Origin of the sequence: Sphingomonas sp. TF3, assembly GCF_003985085.1 — a bacterium.
Lineage (GTDB): Bacteria > Pseudomonadota > Alphaproteobacteria > Sphingomonadales > Sphingomonadaceae > Sphingomonas.
This window is the reverse complement of record NZ_RWKS01000012.1, coordinates 61,627-77,562: the sequence shown is the minus strand read 5'-3', so window position 1 is coordinate 77,562 and position 15,936 is coordinate 61,627. Positions and strand designations below refer to the sequence as shown.

Below are 15,936 nucleotides of genomic sequence, written 5' to 3'. Positions count from 1 at the left end.
AAGCGTTCTAGCAGGTTTAATATATTAAACTAAAGTAGTGGGATCGGCTCTTTTATTTAACTCTCTAAAAAGCATCGGGTGAATTGCAAAGCTGCTTTCCTCGGTTAAGCTGTCATATCTAAGTATAGGAGAGTTTTTGTAGCTCCAGTTGTATGGAGTTCCTCGGGAAAGTTTGACGCCGATCGCCCCTATTAGATAGAGTGTTTCTATAAGAGCTCTCCTTATGCTGGCGTATGACTGATTCGTGTCAGCTACCAAACTACAGGCTTTCACAAAGGTTCCTGAATTTGAAACGCCGTCACCTGCCAAAAGCTCTAAGCATAACGTCTCGATTGCTCCGTCCGTCAAGTCCGATAATTCAAATCTCACAGGAACATGGCGGAGACACCCAATAACTGATTCTAAGTCGCCAAAAGTTTCTCTCCATTCGTCTGCTAAAGATCTGAGTCGCTTTCTAGAATACTCTTTTTCCCCGTTTCTAATATTGTTCTGGTTGATTTTACTCTGGCCTACCGCTTGATCTAAGCACTCGTTCATAAAAGAAATAATGTCTCGTGGTCTATGCAGGCTTCTGTCTAGAATATAATCAAAGGAATCTTGTGTTCCTACTTTTGATGCAAAGATATCGTAGAATTGGGGAATTGTGCTTGTGTATTGATCTTTGAAAGAATGAGCTATGCGTTTATTAGCTAGTTCCATCAATTCTTCCCTGGCCCAACTCAGGCGAAGCATCATATCTTCAAATTTTTCGGTCTGAAACCCAGCGGATGCAGTATTTTGAAGTACAGTTTCCAGTAAATCAACTCTAAGTCCAATGACAATTTTAACGTTTGAAATGCGCTTAAATTTCTTAAGGGTTTCAATTAGAGACCTGACCAGTTTAAACCGAATTGATTCATGAACCCATCCTGTATCGAGGTCGTCTATTATTATTATATATTTCTGCTGGCGGTCGTGAAATACATCTTCGGAAAGCAACTCAATTATACCGTTTAACTCTTGAACCTGAACGTCATTTACGACGCGCGTGGCTCTATTTACTATATCGGAGGTTTCTTTGATCGATTGGGAGTTCCCATCTTTTGCGTCAGCATGAATTTTAGCTTTAAACGCATCGACTGAAATGCCTACTTCTCTCTCGAAATGATTCTCGATATTTCTTACTACTTCCCTAACTCGTTCTTCGGTATCAAGCCAAAATTTGTCGCCAAATTCGGTGAGATAATTCAGTGCTCGCTTTTTTCGGTCGTTATTCTCGAAACTTTGACGTAAATTTTCTATCCAGCTACGAGCGGCCGCTTCATTTTGCATTTGGCGCTTCAATTTGAGCAGCTCGACCGCAAATATATGCCGCCAAAGAAGTTGATAGAATATATCGAGATTTATGTTGAGCGACTCGAAAAAAGAAATTACATTAGAATTACTTATATAGTTAAGCGATAGGGCTTCAGGGTCGATTCGAGCCGATCGAACGCTCGTGTTTTCGATTTGTTGTAGAATTGCGCTTTTTCCGGCACCCGTCCGCCCCAGTGCAATGCACTTTGGATTTGCGCTATCCGTGATCCTCTCGAGATCGGACGTTCTAACCAAACAATCTGCGAGAAAAGCTTGATCATCTTCAGCAGACATCGCGCCTAACGTTGTGCCCCGCTTTAGTATAAATGCCAACCTACCCTCCGTTTTCGTGATTGTTGATCATTGCGTTAAGGTGGTCAAGTCCGCAGTCTTTGGGCGATCCGCTCTTTTCCCGAAGGTGCCGATGCAATGCGGTCGCATTTACTTTCAGACGCGCCGCGAACTTGGTCGCACGCCACAACCCCCCGTCTTGCGCAGCGCAGCGTTCATCCGCCCCTGCCAGCCCGGCCCATCGGGGCGAAAGCGCTCGATCACGTCGAGGTGAGCCGCAGCGTCGGCGCTGCAAGCCTACCTCCCCGCAATCCCCTTCTTCCCCCTCCGCTTCTGCGCTATATTCCCCACATGCCCAAGCTCTCGCCCATCGAGTCCGAGTTCGAATCGACCGAAGCGGCCGAAGCGCATGATCGCTGGGTGCGCGAGAAGGTGGCGCAGGCGCTTGCCGACCCAGCACCCAGTATCCCGCACGATCAGGTGATGGCCGACCTCCAAGCCGTTCTCGACGGACACGCGCCCGGCTGATGCTGCGGCTGGTCTGGCGTCCGAAGGCGCGCCGTGACCTGCTCGACATCGCCGCCTTCATCCGCCAGCGCAATCCGCTGGCTGCGCAGCGCCTGTCCGCCCTGATCCGCGACGCGGCCGAACGCCTGCCGGAACATCCCTACGTCCACCGTCCTGGCCGGGTGCCGGGCACGCGCGAGGCGGTGGTCCACCCCAATTACATTCTGATCTATCGGGTTCTGGCGGACACCGTCGAGGTGATCACCGTCCTCCACGCCCGCCAGAACTATCCATGAACCCATGCCGCAGCGCCCCGCGACCCGCCCACGGTCTTTGACAGCACCGCACCACGGCCCCACCCCAACCCAGCGCCGGGCGCAAGGGAGGGGCCGTCCGCGCCGCTACCGGTGGAGCGTCCTGATCGCGTCCACGATCACTTGCGGGCTGTGTAGCCCCTTATAGACCGGCGGCGGGGTGCGATCGAGCTTGAGCAGCGTGTACACCGCCGTCATCGCGCAGCGCACCGAATATTCCACGGTGAACACCACGTCGTCGGGCTGCTCGGCATATTGGCCGAGAAAGGCGAGGTTGGTCGATCGCGCAGGCACCACCTTGGGCCGGTCCTTGCCCGTGCGCACCATGAACTGGCTGGTGATATAGGGCATGGCGCAGGGGATGCAGGTCGATGCCGCCATCACCGCCGCCTGGTCGGCCGCGCTGAAGTGCAGATGGCCGAGCACTTCCTCCAGGATCTCCGCGCCCGTGCAATCGACCATCCGCTTCTTGACGTAATCGCCGACGCGATCGTGGAACAGGCCGTACCCCCACCATACCGACACACCCTCGGGCTGATCGGCAAAGAACGGCTGGTGATATATGGACAGCGTGATCAGCCAGCTCGAATCCTTGAAGGTGATCAGCCCGCCCGTGCCGGGGGCGCTGCCGCTGAAGCGTTCCATCAGTTGCAGGAACAGCGGGTCCTTGACCGTGACGGTGTAGGAAATCCACGAGCTTTCGGCGATGTTGCCGTTGAACGCGGCGGGGTTGCCGAAGGCGGGGCGGCCCTGCGCGAGCTTCTCCCACAATTTCCATGCGCCTGAATGGTTGCTGGCGTCGAGGCCGGGGGCCTTGGTCATCGATCCGAACGCCTTGTCGGCGGTCATCGATCCGTTGGTGACGAACACGCAGTCGCCGGGCGCGACCGGGATCGCTTCGGGGCCGTGGTCGGTAAGCGTGGCGATGCTGGTGACGGTGATCGCCTCGCCGCTCGCAAAGCCCACATCCTCGACCCGCACGCCGAAGCGGAACTGCACGCCGTGTTCCTTCAGCCAGTTCACGATCGGCACGGCGAAGCTGTCATATTGGTTGAGCAGGCTGCGATAGATGCCCTCCTGCGTGTCGATCGTCGAGAAATGGTGGACGAAGCGCTGGAGGTAGCGCTTGAACTCGATCGCGCTGTGCCACGGTTCGAAGGCGAATAGCGTGCACCATTCGAACCAGAAATTGCTCTGGAAGAAGTGCGGCTGGAAACAATCGGTGATGCGCTTGCCGTCGAGCAGTTGCTCGGGCTCGGCCATGATCTTGACCAGGTCGATGCGGTCGCGCTCGGTAAAGCCCATGGTGTGGAAATCGGGGATGCTGCCGTCGCGGTTCACCAGCCGCACCTTGTTGTGCCACGGCCACTGCGCATTGGCGCGGTCGGTCTCCTCGCGCACCGAGATGCTCGGGTCGCTGGCCGAGGGGATCGAATCGAGCAAGTCGAAGGTGCATTGATACATCGCCTCGAACATGCGGCTGCCGCTCATGAAATAGCCGTTTTCGGCATCGCCATGCGCATCGAACGCGCCGCCGAATTTGTGGCTTTCCTCGAGGATGACGATGTCCTCGCCCGCCACGCCGCCGTCGCGGATCAGGAAAACCGCACCGGCGAGGGAGGCGATGCCGCTGCCGACGAAGGTATATGTGCTCATGGGATGCGATCCTTTGTGCTGCCGGGCCGCCGTTTACCAGCGGTCCCGCGCGCACGATCAGCCTCGGAAACTACGCAGGTAAGCCCTGTGAAAGGGCCGGATCGCAACCTTTTCGTGCGCGGCGCATTACCCGTTCTACGATACAGGAGGATCTCGACATGCGCGCATTCACTCTGGGTTTGATCGCCGCCTCGACGTTGGTGGCCGGCTGCACCGAATATGGCGACGGGCCGCGTCGCGGTTATGGGGATGGCGGCTATTCGCGCTACGATTACGATCGGCCCGATCCCGCGTATAACGGGTATGACGCGTCGCGTTATTACCGCGACGATCCGCGCCGCTATCAGGAGCGCCGCCTCAGCTCGAACGACCGCGTCTATCGCGGCAGCGACGGGCGCTATTATTGCCGCCGCAATGACGGCACGACCGGTCTGATCGTCGGTGGCGTCGCCGGTGGCGCTTTGGGCGCGGCGATCGCGCCGGGCGGCTCGGGCGTGCTCGGTGCGCTGCTCGGCGGCATTGGCGGGGCGCTGGCGGGGCAGGCGATCGACAAGAGCGACAATCGCGACGTGCGCTGCCGCTGACGCGATTGGGCCGGGCGAGTGGGGCCCCTCGTCCGGCTCGAGCAAACTTGTGCGGCTGGATTGCGCAGCCGTAATCCGCATCCCATATCGCTGCGCATGAGCGAGAACCCAATGGTGTGGCACGGCACCACGATCCTGTCCGTGCGCAAGAATGGCCGCGTGGTCGTCGCCGGAGACGGCCAGGTGACGCAGGGCCAGACCGTCATGAAACCCAATGCGAAGAAGGTCCGCCGCCTCGGTGACGGATCGGTGATCGGCGGCTTTGCCGGCGCGACCGCCGATGCCTTCACGCTGTTCGAGCGGCTTGAGCGCAAGCTCGAGCAGCATCACGGACAATTGCTGCGCAGCGCGGTCGAACTGGCCAAGGACTGGCGCACCGACAAATACCTCCGCAATCTGGAAGCGATGATGATCGTCGCCGACAATGACGTCACGCTGATCCTGACCGGCAATGGCGACGTGCTGGAGCCCGAGGCGAGCCCCAATGGCACCGTCGCGGCGATCGGATCGGGCGGCAATTACGCGCTGTCCGCCGCACGCGCGCTGGTCGATTACGAAGCCGATGCCGAGACGATCTGCCGCAAGGCGATGGCGATCGCGGCGGAGGTGTGCGTCTACACCAACGACCGGCTGACCGTGGAGAGCCTCGCGGCATCTGCCTGATGCGCGTCGCCCCGGCGGAGGCCGGGGCCGCTAGCAAATAGCACGCGCCCTAATATCATAGCGGCCCCGGCCTCCGCCGGGGCGACGGAACCTTTCCAATGAACGAAGCCCTGACTCCCAAAGCCATTGTCGCAGCCCTCGATGCGCACATCATCGGCCAGGCCGACGCCAAGCGTGCGGTTGCGGTCGCGATGCGCAACCGCTGGCGCCGCCAGCAGCTCGCGCCCGAATTGCGCGACGAGGTCTCTCCGAAGAACATCCTGATGATCGGGCCGACCGGCTGCGGCAAGACCGAGATTAGCCGCCGTCTCGCTAAGCTGGCGGATGCGCCGTTCATCAAGGTCGAGGCGACCAAATTCACCGAGGTGGGCTATGTCGGTCGCGACGTCGAGCAGATTGCGCGCGATCTGGTCGAGGAAGCGATAAGGCTCGAAAAGGAACGTCGCCGCGCCGCCGTCAAGGACAAGGCCGAGGAAGCCGCGATGGGCCGTCTACTCGATGCGCTGACCGGCAAGGGCGCCAGCGAGGCGACGCGCGAGGCGTTCCGCCAGCGGTTGCACGACGGCCATTTGCGCGACACCGAGATCGAGATCGAGCTGGAAGCGCAGCCCAACATGCCGTTCGAACTGCCCGGCGGCGGCGCGCAGATGATCAACCTGTCCGAAATGATGGGCAAGGCGTTCGGCGGCGGCCAGTTGAAGCGCCGCAAGCTGACCGTGCCCGCCGCCTGGGACAAGCTCGTCGAGGAAGAGGCCGACAAGCGCGTCGACCAGGATGAGGTCAGCCGCGCCGCCTTGGCCGATGCCGAGGCGAACGGGATCGTGTTCCTCGATGAAATCGACAAGATCGCGGTGTCCGACGTGCGCGGCGGTTCCGTCTCGCGCGAGGGCGTGCAGCGCGATTTGCTGCCGCTGATCGAGGGCACCACGGTCGCGACCAAATATGGGCCGATGAAGACCGACCATATCCTGTTCATCGCCAGCGGCGCGTTCCACGTCGCCAAGCCGAGCGACTTGCTGCCCGAGCTACAGGGCCGCTTGCCGATCCGCGTCGAGTTGAAGGCGCTGACCGAGGACGATTTCGTCGCGATCCTCAGCGACACCAAGGCATCGCTGACGCAGCAATATGTCGCGCTGATAGCGACCGAAAATGTCGGCGTGAAATTCACCGAAGACGGCATTCGCGCAGTCGCGCGCATTGCGGCGGAAGTGAATGGCGAGATCGAGAATATCGGTGCGCGCCGCTTGCAGACGGTGATGGAAAAGCTGCTGGAAGACGTCAGCTTCAACGCCGAGGATCGCGGTGGCGAGACGGTGGTGGTCGATGCGGCTTATGTCGAAACGCATCTGGCGAGCATCGCGCGCAACACCGATCTAAGTCGGTTCGTGCTGTAAGAGAGGGGAGGGTGTCCCGACCCTCCCCGCTTTACTCGCTCTTAACCCCGCTCTTCCCCTTGTCCCACGGCACGAACGCGCCGAGGCGGCAGCGCGGGCCGGGGATGCCGAGGCCGGAGCGCTCGAGCGTGTAGAACAGGTCGCCGCGACACAATTGTCCGCCAAACACCTCGGTCACTACGATCACGTCGTCGTCGAGCCCCGGGCACGCATCGGGCAGGTCGTTGCGCCAGATGCGTCCGCCGTCGCGGTATAGCAGCGTGTGATCGTCGATCACCTGCGGGCTGCCGATCCGGCTGGTCGACAGGCACGTCTCGGGCTTTCCCGCGACGCGCCCGGCCAGGGCCTTATCGAGATCCTTGCTGTCCGACGCCACCATCGTGGCCAGCGCGGACACGAGCAGCGCGCTGCGGATCATGGTTTGCGGTAAGGGATGAAATCGCCAAAGCTGCAGCTGCCGCTCGGGATATGGCTGGTCAGATCGACCGTGCGGACGATATCGCCGCGACAGAGCTGGCTGCCGAAGGTTTTGGTCACGATCGCGTCGCCCCGCCGCAGCCCGAAGCAGCCGCCGCCGGTATCGGTGCGCATGATGTCGTTACGGCCGTTCTTGTACAGGATCGTGTCGCCGACGCGGGTAGTGTCGCGGTAGCGGATCGGGTCGATGCAGGTCTGCGGCTTGCCCGGCACCAGCCCGGCGAGCTGCTTGTCGAGTTCGGCTTTGTCCTGCGCGGCCTGGCGCGCCTCATAGCCCTTGGTATCGGCGGAAAGTGCGGCGGTCCCGCCGATCAGCAGCGCGGCGGGCAGGAGGAATCGGTACATGGCAACGGTCCTTTTCACAGCATCTGCCCCCGCCGTTTGTTTACGCCATTTCGCGGTCAAAAAACATCCTTTGCCGCGCGACGCTCGGCCAATTGCTCGGCGGAGGAAACGCGCAGGAACGGGTTGGTGGCCAGTTCCAGGGCGATCGTCGTCGGCACGGTTGGCTCGCCCGCAGCACGCTTGGCGTCGACGTCCTTCATGCGTTCGGTGACCGCCGCATTGTCGGGCTCGGCAGCGGCGGCATAGCGGCCGTTCGACTGGGTATATTCGTGCGCGCAGAACACGATCGTCTCGGGCGGCAAAACGGCGAGGCGCTGCATATTGGCGTACATTTGCGCCGGGCCCCCTTCGAACAGGCGTCCGCACCCCATTGCGAACAGCGTGTCGCCGCTGAACAGCAACGCATCGTCGGCCATGTGGAACACGATATGCCCCGCGGTATGCCCCGGCGTTTCGATCACGCGCGCGACATGGTTGCCGATCTTGACGCTGTCGCCCTCACGCAGGCCGTAATCGAGTGTGGGGATCTTGTCGGCTTCGGCAGCGGGGCCACTGACCGTCGCGCCAAGCGCCTTGATCTCTGCATTGCCATTGGTGTGATCGGGGTGCCAGTGGGTGTTCCAGATCTGCGAGATGGTCCAGCCGCGCGCATTCGCCGCCGCCAGCACCGGGGCGGCCTCGCTCGGATCCACCACGACGGTTTCATTGGCAACGGCGTCGTGCAGCAGCCACACATAATTGTCGTCGAGCGCGGGCACGCGGACGATGTCGAGCGTGGTCGCCATTACCATTCTCCGGTGTTGGGCATCGACGCCCAGGGTTCGGCGGGGGGCAGCACGCCGTTCTGCAGCAATTCGATCGAGATATTGTCGGGCGTGCGCACGAACGCCATGTGGCCGTCGCGCGGTGGGCGGTTGATCGTCACGCCGCCATCCATCAGGCGCTGGCACGTCTCATAGATATTCTCGACCTGGTAGGCGAGGTGGCCGAAATTGCGCCCGCCCGTATAGGGCTCCGGGTCCCAATTGTGCGTCAGCTCGACTTGCGCGTCATGGTCGCCGGGCGCGGCCAGAAAGATCAGCGTGAAGCGGCCCTTCTCATTGTCGAAGCGGCGCACTTCCTCCAGCCCGAGAAGTTTGAAAAAGTCGATCGTCGCGACCGGGTCGGTCACGCGAATCATCGTGTGGAGATATTTCATCGGCGCACTCCTACAGGCTTTGCCGCCCAAATAGGCATGCACGGCGGCAAGCGCCAGCTACGGTTTGGCGTCGAATTGCGTTAGCGCCGCCGCTGCTGCCTTTCCCGGTGGGCTGTCTGGCCGAAGCGTCACCGCCTGGTGCCAGGCGGCCTTGGCTCCGGCTTCGTCCCCCGAAAGAGCGGCGATGTTGCCGGCCTCCAGTTGCACCGCGGGATCGTCGCCGCCCAGGTGCAGAGCCTCGGCAATATCCTTTTTCGCGCGCGGCACTTCCTGCATCCGCCGCGCCAGCGTTGCCGACAGCAGCCATGCCAGCGGATCGGTGGGCACTTCGGTCAACGCATGGTCGATGTCGTCGCGCGCATTCTCCATGTCGTCGCCCGCCACCATCGCGCGTGCGCGGTCGAGATGCGCCTCGCCCAGCGACAGGCCGGTCAGTGTGCCGGTGGCGAGCGCGGCATCGAGCGCGCTGCGCGCCTTGGAGGCATCGCCGGCCGCCAGCCAGGCATTGCCCGCCTGCGCCCAGTAATTGGCGGCTTGCGTGTCCTTGGCCCGTTCCGCGCCGGTTGCGGCTTTCTCGAAGGCGGCAGCGGCGGCGGACCAACGGTGTTCGCGGCTATAGGCCATGCCCAGGCACTGGCTGGCGAGGAAGTCGCCGCCCGCCAATTCCCATTGCCCGGCCTCGGCCTCGGCAGCGGCGGGGTTGGTGCTCGACAGCGCCAGGCAGCGGTCATAGCGGTCGCCACTGGGGGCGGCAGGGCCGGTTGGTCCGGTAGCGGTGCTTTGCGCAAGCGCAGCGGCGGCAAGCAAAGGCAGCAGGATCATAAGGCGCGCGTCACATCCTCGACCGCGGCGATCAGCAAGGCGAGATCGGCCTCGCGCGACAACCGGTGATCGCCGTCCTTGATCAGCGTCACCTGCACCTTGGCTGAACGGATCACCTCGGCCAGGCGGATCGTTCGGTTGGCGGGCACCTCGGCATCGGCCATGCCGTGCAGCAGCCGCACCGGCACGTCGATCGGGAGCCCGGAGAACAGCACGCGATTGGCCTCGCCCGATTGCCAGAAGGCACGGGTATAGACCATCGGCAGATCGGCATAGCGCCCGACCTTCTCCAGCCGCCCTTCGGACAGGATCTGCAGTTTCTCGTCGACGGTGAAGCCCCAGTCGGTGAAATCGGGCGCAGGCGCGATGCCGACCAAGGCGGCGACCTTTTCGGGATGATCGCGCGCGACCAGCAGCATCAGCCACCCGCCCATCGACGATCCGACCAGCACGGCGGGGCCTTCGACCAATTGATCGAGCATCGCCAGCACATCGTCGCGCCAGCCGGCGAGCGTCTGTTCCTCGAACGCCCCCGCGCTTTGCCCGCACCCGCCATAATCGAACCGCAGATAGGCGTGGCCGGTGCGCTTGGCCCAGGCTTCCAGCGCGAGCGCCTTGGTGCCTTCCATGTCCGAACCATAACCGGGCAGGAACACGACGGTGGGGCCGGTGCCCTCGGTCAGATGATATGCGAGGGCGGGGCGGGCGGGGGGCGACGTGTCGGTCATGGCGGCGGCCTTAGCCGAAGATCGGGGGAGGGGAAATCGGGGGTTTGCGTCGCCGCGCTTACTTCCCCGCCACAAACGCGATCACTGCCGCCTTGAATGCCTCTGGTTGATCGAGCATCACCATATGACCGCTGTCGCCGATATCGACATAGCTGATGTGCGGTGCTGCGGCATATTGCTTGCGGTAGAACGGATCGGCCATCGCCTTGGTTGGGCGAGCCGCATTCCACGGGTAGAGCAGCGTCATCGGCGTGGTGATCGACCCCAGGACCGGGCGCAGATCGGTGGTCAGGTCCTCATACATAGCTTGCGCGGTCACGCGCGGGTCAGCGGCCTTGGTCCAGGCGGTCATGCGGGCGATGCTGCCGGGCTTGATCGCAAGGCCCCGCGTTTGTGCCGCCACCGCTGCATCACTCGGCACCGTGCCATAACTGGCGGCGATGGCGTCGCGCATTTTGGCGGCTTGCGGCGCGACCATATCGGGGGTGGGGTCGATCCCCGGCGGGGCCATCAGCACCGCGAAATAGGGGAGCGAGTCGACGATCATCAACCGCGCAAGGTCGCCCGGATGCGCCTTGGCCAGCATCAGGCCGACCAGCCCGCCCATCGAATGGCCGATCACCAGCGCGCCGTGCAGTTTCTCGCGCGCGATATAGCCGTCGAGATCGGCGACGATACCGTCGAGCACGCCGGGCTGCAGATTGGCCCCGGGATCGTCGCCGCCAAAGCCGTTGACCTGCACCAGGATCACGCGGTGCGTCTTGGCCAGCTCGGGCGCAACATCTTCCCACACCGCGCGCGGGGAGGCGAGGCCGGGGATCAGGATCACCGGACTGCCCTTGCCCATCGTGACGATCGAAAGGTGCGGCAGGCGCAGTTCGGCCGTCGTCGCCGCCTGCGCCCCCGTCGGGGCGGCCTGCGTCGGCGTGGCGGGCAGCAGCAGCGCCAGCGCGGCGATCATAGCGGTTTTGCGGGCAGACATCATGCGGCGTCTCCTTTGGAGGGGCTTACGAAAATGGCTTCGATCGGAAGCGCGAACAATTCAGCGATGCGGAAGGCGAGCGGGAGCGAGGGATCGTAGCGCCCGGTCTCGATCGCGTTTACGCTCTGGCGCGACACCTCGAGCCGCTCGGCCAGGTCGCCCTGGCTCCAGCCTCGCTCCGCGCGCAGCACCTTGAGGCGGTTGATCACCGCATCGCCCTCCGCTCGCTCGCCGTGACGATCAGCGCGCCGATTCCCTGGCACGGGAACCACGCCAACGGCACGGCAAACAGCGGCAGGTGCGGCGCGGCCGCATAGGTTTCCAGAAAGCCCCACGCCGTGGCGGCCATCATCACGATCCCGGTCGCGATCAGCGCCTTCCGAATTTCGAGCAGGCGGATATATTCGTCGCGCAGTTCGACGAAGAACTGCCCGTAAAACCAGAAGACCGCCGACAAGGGAAACGCTGGCAATAACGCGATCAGCCAGAGCGCAGGCCCGGTCGGCCGCAACCATGCGATCAGGAACGGCAGGGCGACGATCAGCGCCAGATAGACGATCATCGTGGGAATGACTCGGCGGACATAGGCCAATTCGGCGGGATCGCGATCGCGGGTCACAGCGCAGCGTCCGCGCCGAACAGCCGGTTGGCGCAGCGGCCAAGCCCAAGCCCGCCAAACCACAGGACTGCTACGTAAAACGGCTCGATATGGCCAACCAGATCGAACGCCTCCAGAAACCCCCACAGCGTCGCCGCGCTCAGCGCGAAACCACTCGCCCACAATGTCTGGCGGACCATCAGCATCCGCAGATATTCGTCCTGTTCCTCGACCAGATACCGGCCGATCGCGACAAACACGCCGATGATCGCCAAAGCGGGTAGCGTGCCCAAGATCCATGCGGCGGGGCCGGAAACCAGCTGATGCTTGAAGCAATACACCGCGCTGCACAGCGTGAGTGCGTAGAGCAGCGCCAACCAGATCGTGCGGGTTCGATAATGGCGCATGGCAGGGGTGCGTGACATGGAAAGCATCCTTTCACTCTTGTGAAGGGAGCTTTACAGTAAAGTTTCCTTGTCTGTCAAGCGAGCTTTCCGATTCGGACGGTCGCCGGGACACACCCGTCACCCCGGCACAGGGCCGGGGTGACGAATCAGGATGATTTCAACTTACGTAGGTTTAGACACTCAACGCCTGCGCCACCGCTTCCGCCACCTTGATCCCGTCCACCGCCGCCGACAGAATCCCCCCGGCATAGCCAGCGCCTTCGCCCGCCGGGAACAGCCCAGCCGTGTTGAGGCTCTGGAAATCGTCGCCGCGCGTGATGCGCACCGGGGCCGAGGTGCGCGTCTCCACGCCGGTCAGCACGGCGTCAGGATGGTCATAGCCCGGAATTTCGCGGCCGAACTGGACCAGCGCCTCGCGCATGGCGGTGATCACGAATTCGGGCAGGCACAGCGCCAGATCGGTCATCGTCACGCCGGGGCGATAAGAGGGGGTGACGCTGCCGAGCTTGGTCGAGGGCCGCCCGGCGAGGAAGTCGCCGAGCAATTGCGCGGGCGCGTTATAGTTGGAGCCGCCCGCGACGAAGGCGCGTTCCTCGATCTCGCGTTGCAGCGCGATTCCCGCCAGCGGATGCTCGGGATAGTCACGCTCGGGGTCGATGCCGACCACCATGCCGGAATTGGCGTTGCGTTCGTTGCGCGAATATTGGCTCATGCCGTTGGTGGCGACGCGGCCTTCCTCGGAGGTGGCCGCCACCACCGTGCCGCCGGGGCACATGCAGAAGCTGTAGGCGGTGCGCCCGTTCTTGGCATGGTGCGAGATGTGATATTCAGCTGCCCCCAAAATCGGGTGCCCGGCATTGGGGCCGAAACGCGCCTGGTCGATCCACGATTGCGGATGCTCGATGCGCACGCCGATCGAGAAGGGCTTGGCCTCGACATGCACACCGCCTGCATGGAGCATGTGGAAGGTATCGCGCGCGCTATGGCCGACCGCGAGCACCACCTGTTCGGCGGCGAGATAGTCGCCGGTGTGCAAATGCAGCCCGCGCACGCGCCGTGTGCCGTGCTCGTCGGTGGCGACATCGATGCCGTCGACGCGGGTCTGAAAGCGATATTCGCCGCCCAACGCCTCGATCGTCGCGCGCATGCTCTCGACCATGGTGACCAGGCGGAAGGTGCCGATATGCGGGTGCGCCTCGGTCAGGATCTCGGGCGGGGCACCGGCCTTGACGAATTCGGTCAGCACCTTGCGGTCGAGGTGGCGCGGGTCCTTGATCCGGCTGTAGAGCTTGCCGTCGGAAAAGGTGCCGGCGCCGCCTTCGCCGAACTGCACGTTGCTTTCGGGGTTGAGCACGCTGCGCCGCCACAGGCCCCAGGTGTCCTTGGTGCGTTCGCGCACCACCTTGCCGCGATCGAGGATGATCGGACGGAAGCCCATTTGCGCGAGGATCAGCCCGGCGAACAGCCCGCACGGGCCGGCGCCCACGATCACCGGGCGCGGGCCGCTCCAGCCCTCGGGCGCCTTGGCGACGAATTTGTAGGCGGTGTTGGGGGTCGGCTGGACATGTTTGTCCTTCTTGAAGCGCGCCAGCACCGGCGCTTCGTCGCGGACGTTCACATCGACCGAATAGACCAATTGGATGTCGGTCTTGTCGCGCGCGTCATGCGCGCGGCGGGCGATGGTGTAGCGCACCAGATCGCGCGGGGTGATGCGCAGCCGCTGGCGGATCGCTGCGGCGAGTTCTTCCTCGGCATGGTGGAGCGGGAGCTTGAGATCGGTGATGCGCAGCATCGCGCCGCCATAGCCGGGAAGCGCGGTTTCGGGAACTGGGCCTCTGTATCCTCCCCTTTCCGGGGAGGATACCGTCAGATCACATATTCGACCGTGCGGCGCTGCAGTTCGTCCGCCATCACCGCTGCGCGCTTTTCGACGATGCGCTTGTTCAGGCGCAGCACGGTCTGGCTGCCGGTGGTCTTGAATGCGGCGGGGACGACGGCATGGACGAGGCAAGCGAGGCCGCCGCCGATCAAAGTCACGCCGAAGCGGGAAGCAACACCGAAATGCTCGGCATAGCTTTCGCCGACCGAGGCGGGGTGATCGAGGAACAGACGGCGAAACATAAGGCGGCTCCTTGGTAACTCAGGCGAATCTGGGCGCAATCTGCGGCAACATGTCGGCGGCCAGTTGGCTCAGCGTATCGTCTCGTGCCCCCATTACCACAATTCGGTCGCCGGGTCGCGCTTGCTCGACGAGCCAGACAGCGGCCTGTGCGCGATCGGCGATGTGGTGGGCCTGCACGCCGATGTCGCGGGCGATGTCGGCGCTGGTCACCTCCCGCGCCACCGTCCCGCCCTGATAGACCGGATCGGGCAATACCAGCAGGTCATCGTCCCCGAGCATCCGCTGGAACATCGCGACCAGTTCGGCGCGCATCACTTTCAGCGGGCCATAGCCATGCGGCTGGAACAGCACGAGCAAGCGCCCCGGAAAGGCGTGCAGCGTCGCCAGCGTCGCCGCGATCTTGTCGGGATTATGCCCGAAATCGTCGATCACGGTGACGTCGGCGCTGGTCCCGACCAGTTCGAAGCGGCGCTTGAGCCCGGTAAAGCCCGCAAGCGCGCGAATCGCCTCGGTCAGCGGCACCCCTGCCGCGCGCGCTGCACCCAGCGCCGCCAGCGCATTGGCGACATTGTGCCGCCCCGGCACCGACAGCCGCACCGGATGCGTCGCGCCATCGACCAGCAGATCGAACGTAATCGCGAAGGGTTCGGGCTGGAGGTTGCGCGCGCTGAGATCGGCATCGGCCTCGACCGCGAAGGTCACCAGCCGCGCCGGGTCCAGCGCCGCCGCCAGCTCTGCCGTCTCGGCATCGCCGACATTGAGGATGGTCGTCCCGGCTTTCCCAGCGAAATCGGCGAACAGCGCGCGCAATTCCTCGAGCGACTTATGGTCGAGGCTGACATTGTTGAGCACCGCGATCTTGGGCGTGTAGAGCGCGATCGAGCCGTCGCTTTCGTCGACTTCGCTGACGAAGGCGGGCCCATCGCCGACGAGCGCGCTGGCAAAGGGCGCGTCGGGCGAGGCGAAATTCTTCATCACCGCGCCGTTCATCACCGTCGGATCGCGCCCGCAGGCGTGGAGGATCCAGCCGATCATCCCCGTCACGGTCGATTTGCCGCTGGTGCCGGCCACGCCGATCGGCAGGTCGCTCGCGTTGAACAGCGAGGCGAGCAATTGCGGGCGGCTCAGCCGCTGCGCGCCGACGCGATCGGCGGCGACGATATCGGCGACGCTCGCTTCGACCGCGGCCGAGGCGACGACGATCTGTTCGGTCGAGGTGACGCCAGAGCCGTCCTGCGGAAACAGCGCCACGCCCTTGGCGGCGAGATCGGCGAATTTGGCGGGCAAGCGCCCGGCATCGAGCGTGCGGTCCGATCCGGCGACGGTGGCCCCGCGCCCGGCGAGGATCATCGCGAGCGGCATCATGCCGCTGCCGCCAATGCCGACGAAGAAGTATGATTTGCCGTTGCTCATAACAGCGGGCTATCGCGGGTCGTCGGAAAGCACCACCCCTCCCGTTCGTTTCGAGCGCAGTCGAGAAACCGGGCGACGGGGCGGGGGGGCAGGTTTCTCG

21 protein-coding genes are annotated in these 15,936 nt (G+C 63.2%); 5 read left to right on the top strand and 16 right to left on the bottom strand.

The genetic code is table 11. The features are described 5' to 3' along the window. Window positions 1-24: 24 nt before the first annotated feature. Both EJC47_RS12495 and EJC47_RS12490 read right to left on the bottom strand, forming a co-directional pair. Entirely contained in the window at window positions 25-1,668 is a 1,644-nt protein-coding gene (locus EJC47_RS12495; RefSeq protein ID WP_185867661.1) for a P-loop ATPase, Sll1717 family, read from the bottom strand. Window positions 1,669-1,782: 114 nt separating this feature from the next. Further along, window positions 1,783-1,890, bottom strand: coding sequence for a BrnA antitoxin family protein (locus EJC47_RS12490; RefSeq protein WP_260591562.1), 108 nt, complete (start codon window positions 1,888-1,890; stop codon window positions 1,783-1,785). 87 nt (window positions 1,891-1,977) lie between these two features. Here EJC47_RS12490 and relB point away from each other — a divergent pair, with 87 nt between their 5' ends. Both relB and EJC47_RS12480 read left to right on the top strand, forming a co-directional pair. Beyond that, window positions 1,978-2,154: a type II toxin-antitoxin system RelB family antitoxin gene (gene relB, locus EJC47_RS12485; RefSeq protein ID WP_126848105.1), complete on the top strand. Its 177-nt coding sequence runs from the start codon at window positions 1,978-1,980 to the stop codon at window positions 2,152-2,154. After that, entirely contained in the window at window positions 2,154-2,429 is a 276-nt protein-coding gene (locus tag EJC47_RS12480) for a type II toxin-antitoxin system RelE/ParE family toxin (protein WP_185867660.1), read from the top strand. The genes relB and EJC47_RS12480 overlap by 1 nt, the downstream gene beginning before the upstream one ends. Before the next feature lie 105 nt (window positions 2,430-2,534). Here the strand turns inward: EJC47_RS12480 and EJC47_RS12475 are convergent, their stop codons facing one another. Beyond that, window positions 2,535-4,103, bottom strand: coding sequence for an oleate hydratase (locus EJC47_RS12475; protein ID WP_126848101.1), 1,569 nt, complete (start codon window positions 4,101-4,103; stop codon window positions 2,535-2,537). A gap of 158 nt (window positions 4,104-4,261) precedes the next feature. On the opposite strand from EJC47_RS12475, the gene EJC47_RS12470 reads away from it, so the two are divergent. The 3 genes from EJC47_RS12470 (at window position 4,262) to hslU (ending at window position 6,744) form a co-directional block, all read left to right on the top strand. Beyond that, entirely contained in the window at window positions 4,262-4,687 is a 426-nt protein-coding gene (locus tag EJC47_RS12470; protein ID WP_171010532.1) for a hypothetical protein, read from the top strand. Window positions 4,688-4,783: 96 nt separating this feature from the next. Next, the gene (gene hslV, locus EJC47_RS12465) at window positions 4,784-5,350 is read left to right on the top strand and encodes an ATP-dependent protease subunit HslV (protein WP_126848099.1); all 567 of its coding nucleotides are present in this window, start codon (window positions 4,784-4,786) and stop codon (window positions 5,348-5,350) included. 98 nt (window positions 5,351-5,448) lie between these two features. Beyond that, the gene (hslU, locus tag EJC47_RS12460) at window positions 5,449-6,744 is read left to right on the top strand and encodes an ATP-dependent protease ATPase subunit HslU (protein ID WP_126848097.1); all 1,296 of its coding nucleotides are present in this window, start codon (window positions 5,449-5,451) and stop codon (window positions 6,742-6,744) included. Window positions 6,745-6,775: 31 nt separating this feature from the next. On the opposite strand, the gene EJC47_RS12455 is transcribed toward hslU, so the two are convergent. The 13 genes from EJC47_RS12455 to EJC47_RS12395 form a co-directional block, all read right to left on the bottom strand. Further along, the gene (locus tag EJC47_RS12455) at window positions 6,776-7,162 is read right to left on the bottom strand and encodes a hypothetical protein (RefSeq protein WP_052192245.1); all 387 of its coding nucleotides are present in this window, start codon (window positions 7,160-7,162) and stop codon (window positions 6,776-6,778) included. Further along, window positions 7,159-7,566 carry a hypothetical protein gene (locus EJC47_RS12450; RefSeq protein ID WP_126848095.1) on the bottom strand — a complete coding sequence of 136 codons (408 nt, stop codon included), beginning with the start codon at window positions 7,564-7,566 and terminating at the stop codon, window positions 7,159-7,161. Before EJC47_RS12450 ends, EJC47_RS12455 begins: the two co-directional genes overlap by 4 nt. A gap of 56 nt (window positions 7,567-7,622) precedes the next feature. Further along, window positions 7,623-8,351, bottom strand: coding sequence for a hydroxyacylglutathione hydrolase (gloB, locus tag EJC47_RS12445; protein WP_126848093.1), 729 nt, complete (start codon window positions 8,349-8,351; stop codon window positions 7,623-7,625). After that, window positions 8,351-8,764: a VOC family protein gene (locus EJC47_RS12440; RefSeq protein ID WP_126848091.1), complete on the bottom strand. Its 414-nt coding sequence runs from the start codon at window positions 8,762-8,764 to the stop codon at window positions 8,351-8,353. The genes gloB and EJC47_RS12440 overlap by 1 nt, the downstream gene beginning before the upstream one ends. Before the next feature lie 57 nt (window positions 8,765-8,821). After that, window positions 8,822-9,586 (bottom strand): hypothetical protein, encoded by a 765-nt coding sequence (locus tag EJC47_RS12435; protein ID WP_185867659.1) that lies wholly within the window; start codon window positions 9,584-9,586, stop codon window positions 8,822-8,824. Further along, window positions 9,583-10,314, bottom strand: a complete 732-nt coding sequence (locus tag EJC47_RS12430; protein WP_126848089.1) for an alpha/beta fold hydrolase — start codon at window positions 10,312-10,314, stop codon at window positions 9,583-9,585. Before EJC47_RS12430 ends, EJC47_RS12435 begins: the two co-directional genes overlap by 4 nt. Window positions 10,315-10,372: 58 nt before the next feature. After that, a complete protein-coding gene (locus tag EJC47_RS12425) occupies window positions 10,373-11,299 on the bottom strand; it encodes an alpha/beta fold hydrolase (RefSeq protein ID WP_126848087.1) in 927 nt (308 codons plus the stop codon). Then, a complete protein-coding gene (locus EJC47_RS12420; protein WP_010407093.1) occupies window positions 11,296-11,505 on the bottom strand; it encodes a helix-turn-helix transcriptional regulator in 210 nt (69 codons plus the stop codon). Before EJC47_RS12420 ends, EJC47_RS12425 begins: the two co-directional genes overlap by 4 nt. Continuing rightward, on the bottom strand, window positions 11,502-11,915 hold the full coding sequence (locus tag EJC47_RS12415) for a hypothetical protein (RefSeq protein WP_126848085.1): 414 nt from the start codon (window positions 11,913-11,915) through the stop codon (window positions 11,502-11,504). The genes EJC47_RS12420 and EJC47_RS12415 overlap by 4 nt, the downstream gene beginning before the upstream one ends. Continuing rightward, entirely contained in the window at window positions 11,912-12,319 is a 408-nt protein-coding gene (locus EJC47_RS12410; RefSeq protein ID WP_126848083.1) for a hypothetical protein, read from the bottom strand. Before EJC47_RS12410 ends, EJC47_RS12415 begins: the two co-directional genes overlap by 4 nt. Before the next feature lie 154 nt (window positions 12,320-12,473). Further along, window positions 12,474-14,093 (bottom strand): NAD(P)/FAD-dependent oxidoreductase, encoded by a 1,620-nt coding sequence (locus EJC47_RS12405; protein ID WP_126848080.1) that lies wholly within the window; start codon window positions 14,091-14,093, stop codon window positions 12,474-12,476. 74 nt (window positions 14,094-14,167) lie between these two features. Beyond that, window positions 14,168-14,422, bottom strand: coding sequence for a DUF6356 family protein (locus EJC47_RS12400; protein WP_033964245.1), 255 nt, complete (start codon window positions 14,420-14,422; stop codon window positions 14,168-14,170). A 19-nt stretch (window positions 14,423-14,441) separates the two neighbouring features. After that, on the bottom strand, window positions 14,442-15,836 hold the full coding sequence (locus tag EJC47_RS12395) for a glutamate ligase domain-containing protein (RefSeq protein ID WP_126848078.1): 1,395 nt from the start codon (window positions 15,834-15,836) through the stop codon (window positions 14,442-14,444). Window positions 15,837-15,936 lie beyond the last annotated feature (100 nt).

Excerpts from the sequence above, each read along its gene's own strand:
- EJC47_RS12450 (WP_126848095.1), bottom strand. The coding sequence starts at position 7,566 with ATGTACCGATTCCTCCTGCCCGCCGCGCTGCTGATCGGCGGGACCGCC.
- EJC47_RS12395 (WP_126848078.1), bottom strand. The coding sequence starts at position 15,836 with ATGAGCAACGGCAAATCATACTTCTTCGTCGGCATTGGCGGCAGCGGC.
- EJC47_RS12425 (WP_126848087.1), bottom strand. The coding sequence starts at position 11,299 with ATGATGTCTGCCCGCAAAACCGCTATGATCGCCGCGCTGGCGCTGCTG.
- relB (WP_126848105.1), top strand. The coding sequence starts at position 1,978 with ATGCCCAAGCTCTCGCCCATCGAGTCCGAGTTCGAATCGACCGAAGCG.
- EJC47_RS12405 (WP_126848080.1), bottom strand. The coding sequence starts at position 14,093 with ATGCTGCGCATCACCGATCTCAAGCTCCCGCTCCACCATGCCGAGGAA.
- EJC47_RS12480 (WP_185867660.1), top strand. The coding sequence starts at position 2,154 with ATGCTGCGGCTGGTCTGGCGTCCGAAGGCGCGCCGTGACCTGCTCGAC.
- hslV (WP_126848099.1), top strand. The coding sequence starts at position 4,784 with ATGAGCGAGAACCCAATGGTGTGGCACGGCACCACGATCCTGTCCGTG.
- hslU (WP_126848097.1), top strand. The coding sequence starts at position 5,449 with ATGAACGAAGCCCTGACTCCCAAAGCCATTGTCGCAGCCCTCGATGCG.
- EJC47_RS12430 (WP_126848089.1), bottom strand. The coding sequence starts at position 10,314 with ATGACCGACACGTCGCCCCCCGCCCGCCCCGCCCTCGCATATCATCTG.
- EJC47_RS12440 (WP_126848091.1), bottom strand. The coding sequence starts at position 8,764 with ATGAAATATCTCCACACGATGATTCGCGTGACCGACCCGGTCGCGACG.
- EJC47_RS12400 (WP_033964245.1), bottom strand. The coding sequence starts at position 14,422 with ATGTTTCGCCGTCTGTTCCTCGATCACCCCGCCTCGGTCGGCGAAAGC.
- gloB (WP_126848093.1), bottom strand. The coding sequence starts at position 8,351 with ATGGCGACCACGCTCGACATCGTCCGCGTGCCCGCGCTCGACGACAAT.
- EJC47_RS12475 (WP_126848101.1), bottom strand. The coding sequence starts at position 4,103 with ATGAGCACATATACCTTCGTCGGCAGCGGCATCGCCTCCCTCGCCGGT.
- EJC47_RS12410 (WP_126848083.1), bottom strand. The coding sequence starts at position 12,319 with ATGTCACGCACCCCTGCCATGCGCCATTATCGAACCCGCACGATCTGG.
- EJC47_RS12455 (WP_052192245.1), bottom strand. The coding sequence starts at position 7,162 with ATGATCCGCAGCGCGCTGCTCGTGTCCGCGCTGGCCACGATGGTGGCG.
- EJC47_RS12470 (WP_171010532.1), top strand. The coding sequence starts at position 4,262 with ATGCGCGCATTCACTCTGGGTTTGATCGCCGCCTCGACGTTGGTGGCC.
- EJC47_RS12435 (WP_185867659.1), bottom strand. The coding sequence starts at position 9,586 with ATGATCCTGCTGCCTTTGCTTGCCGCCGCTGCGCTTGCGCAAAGCACC.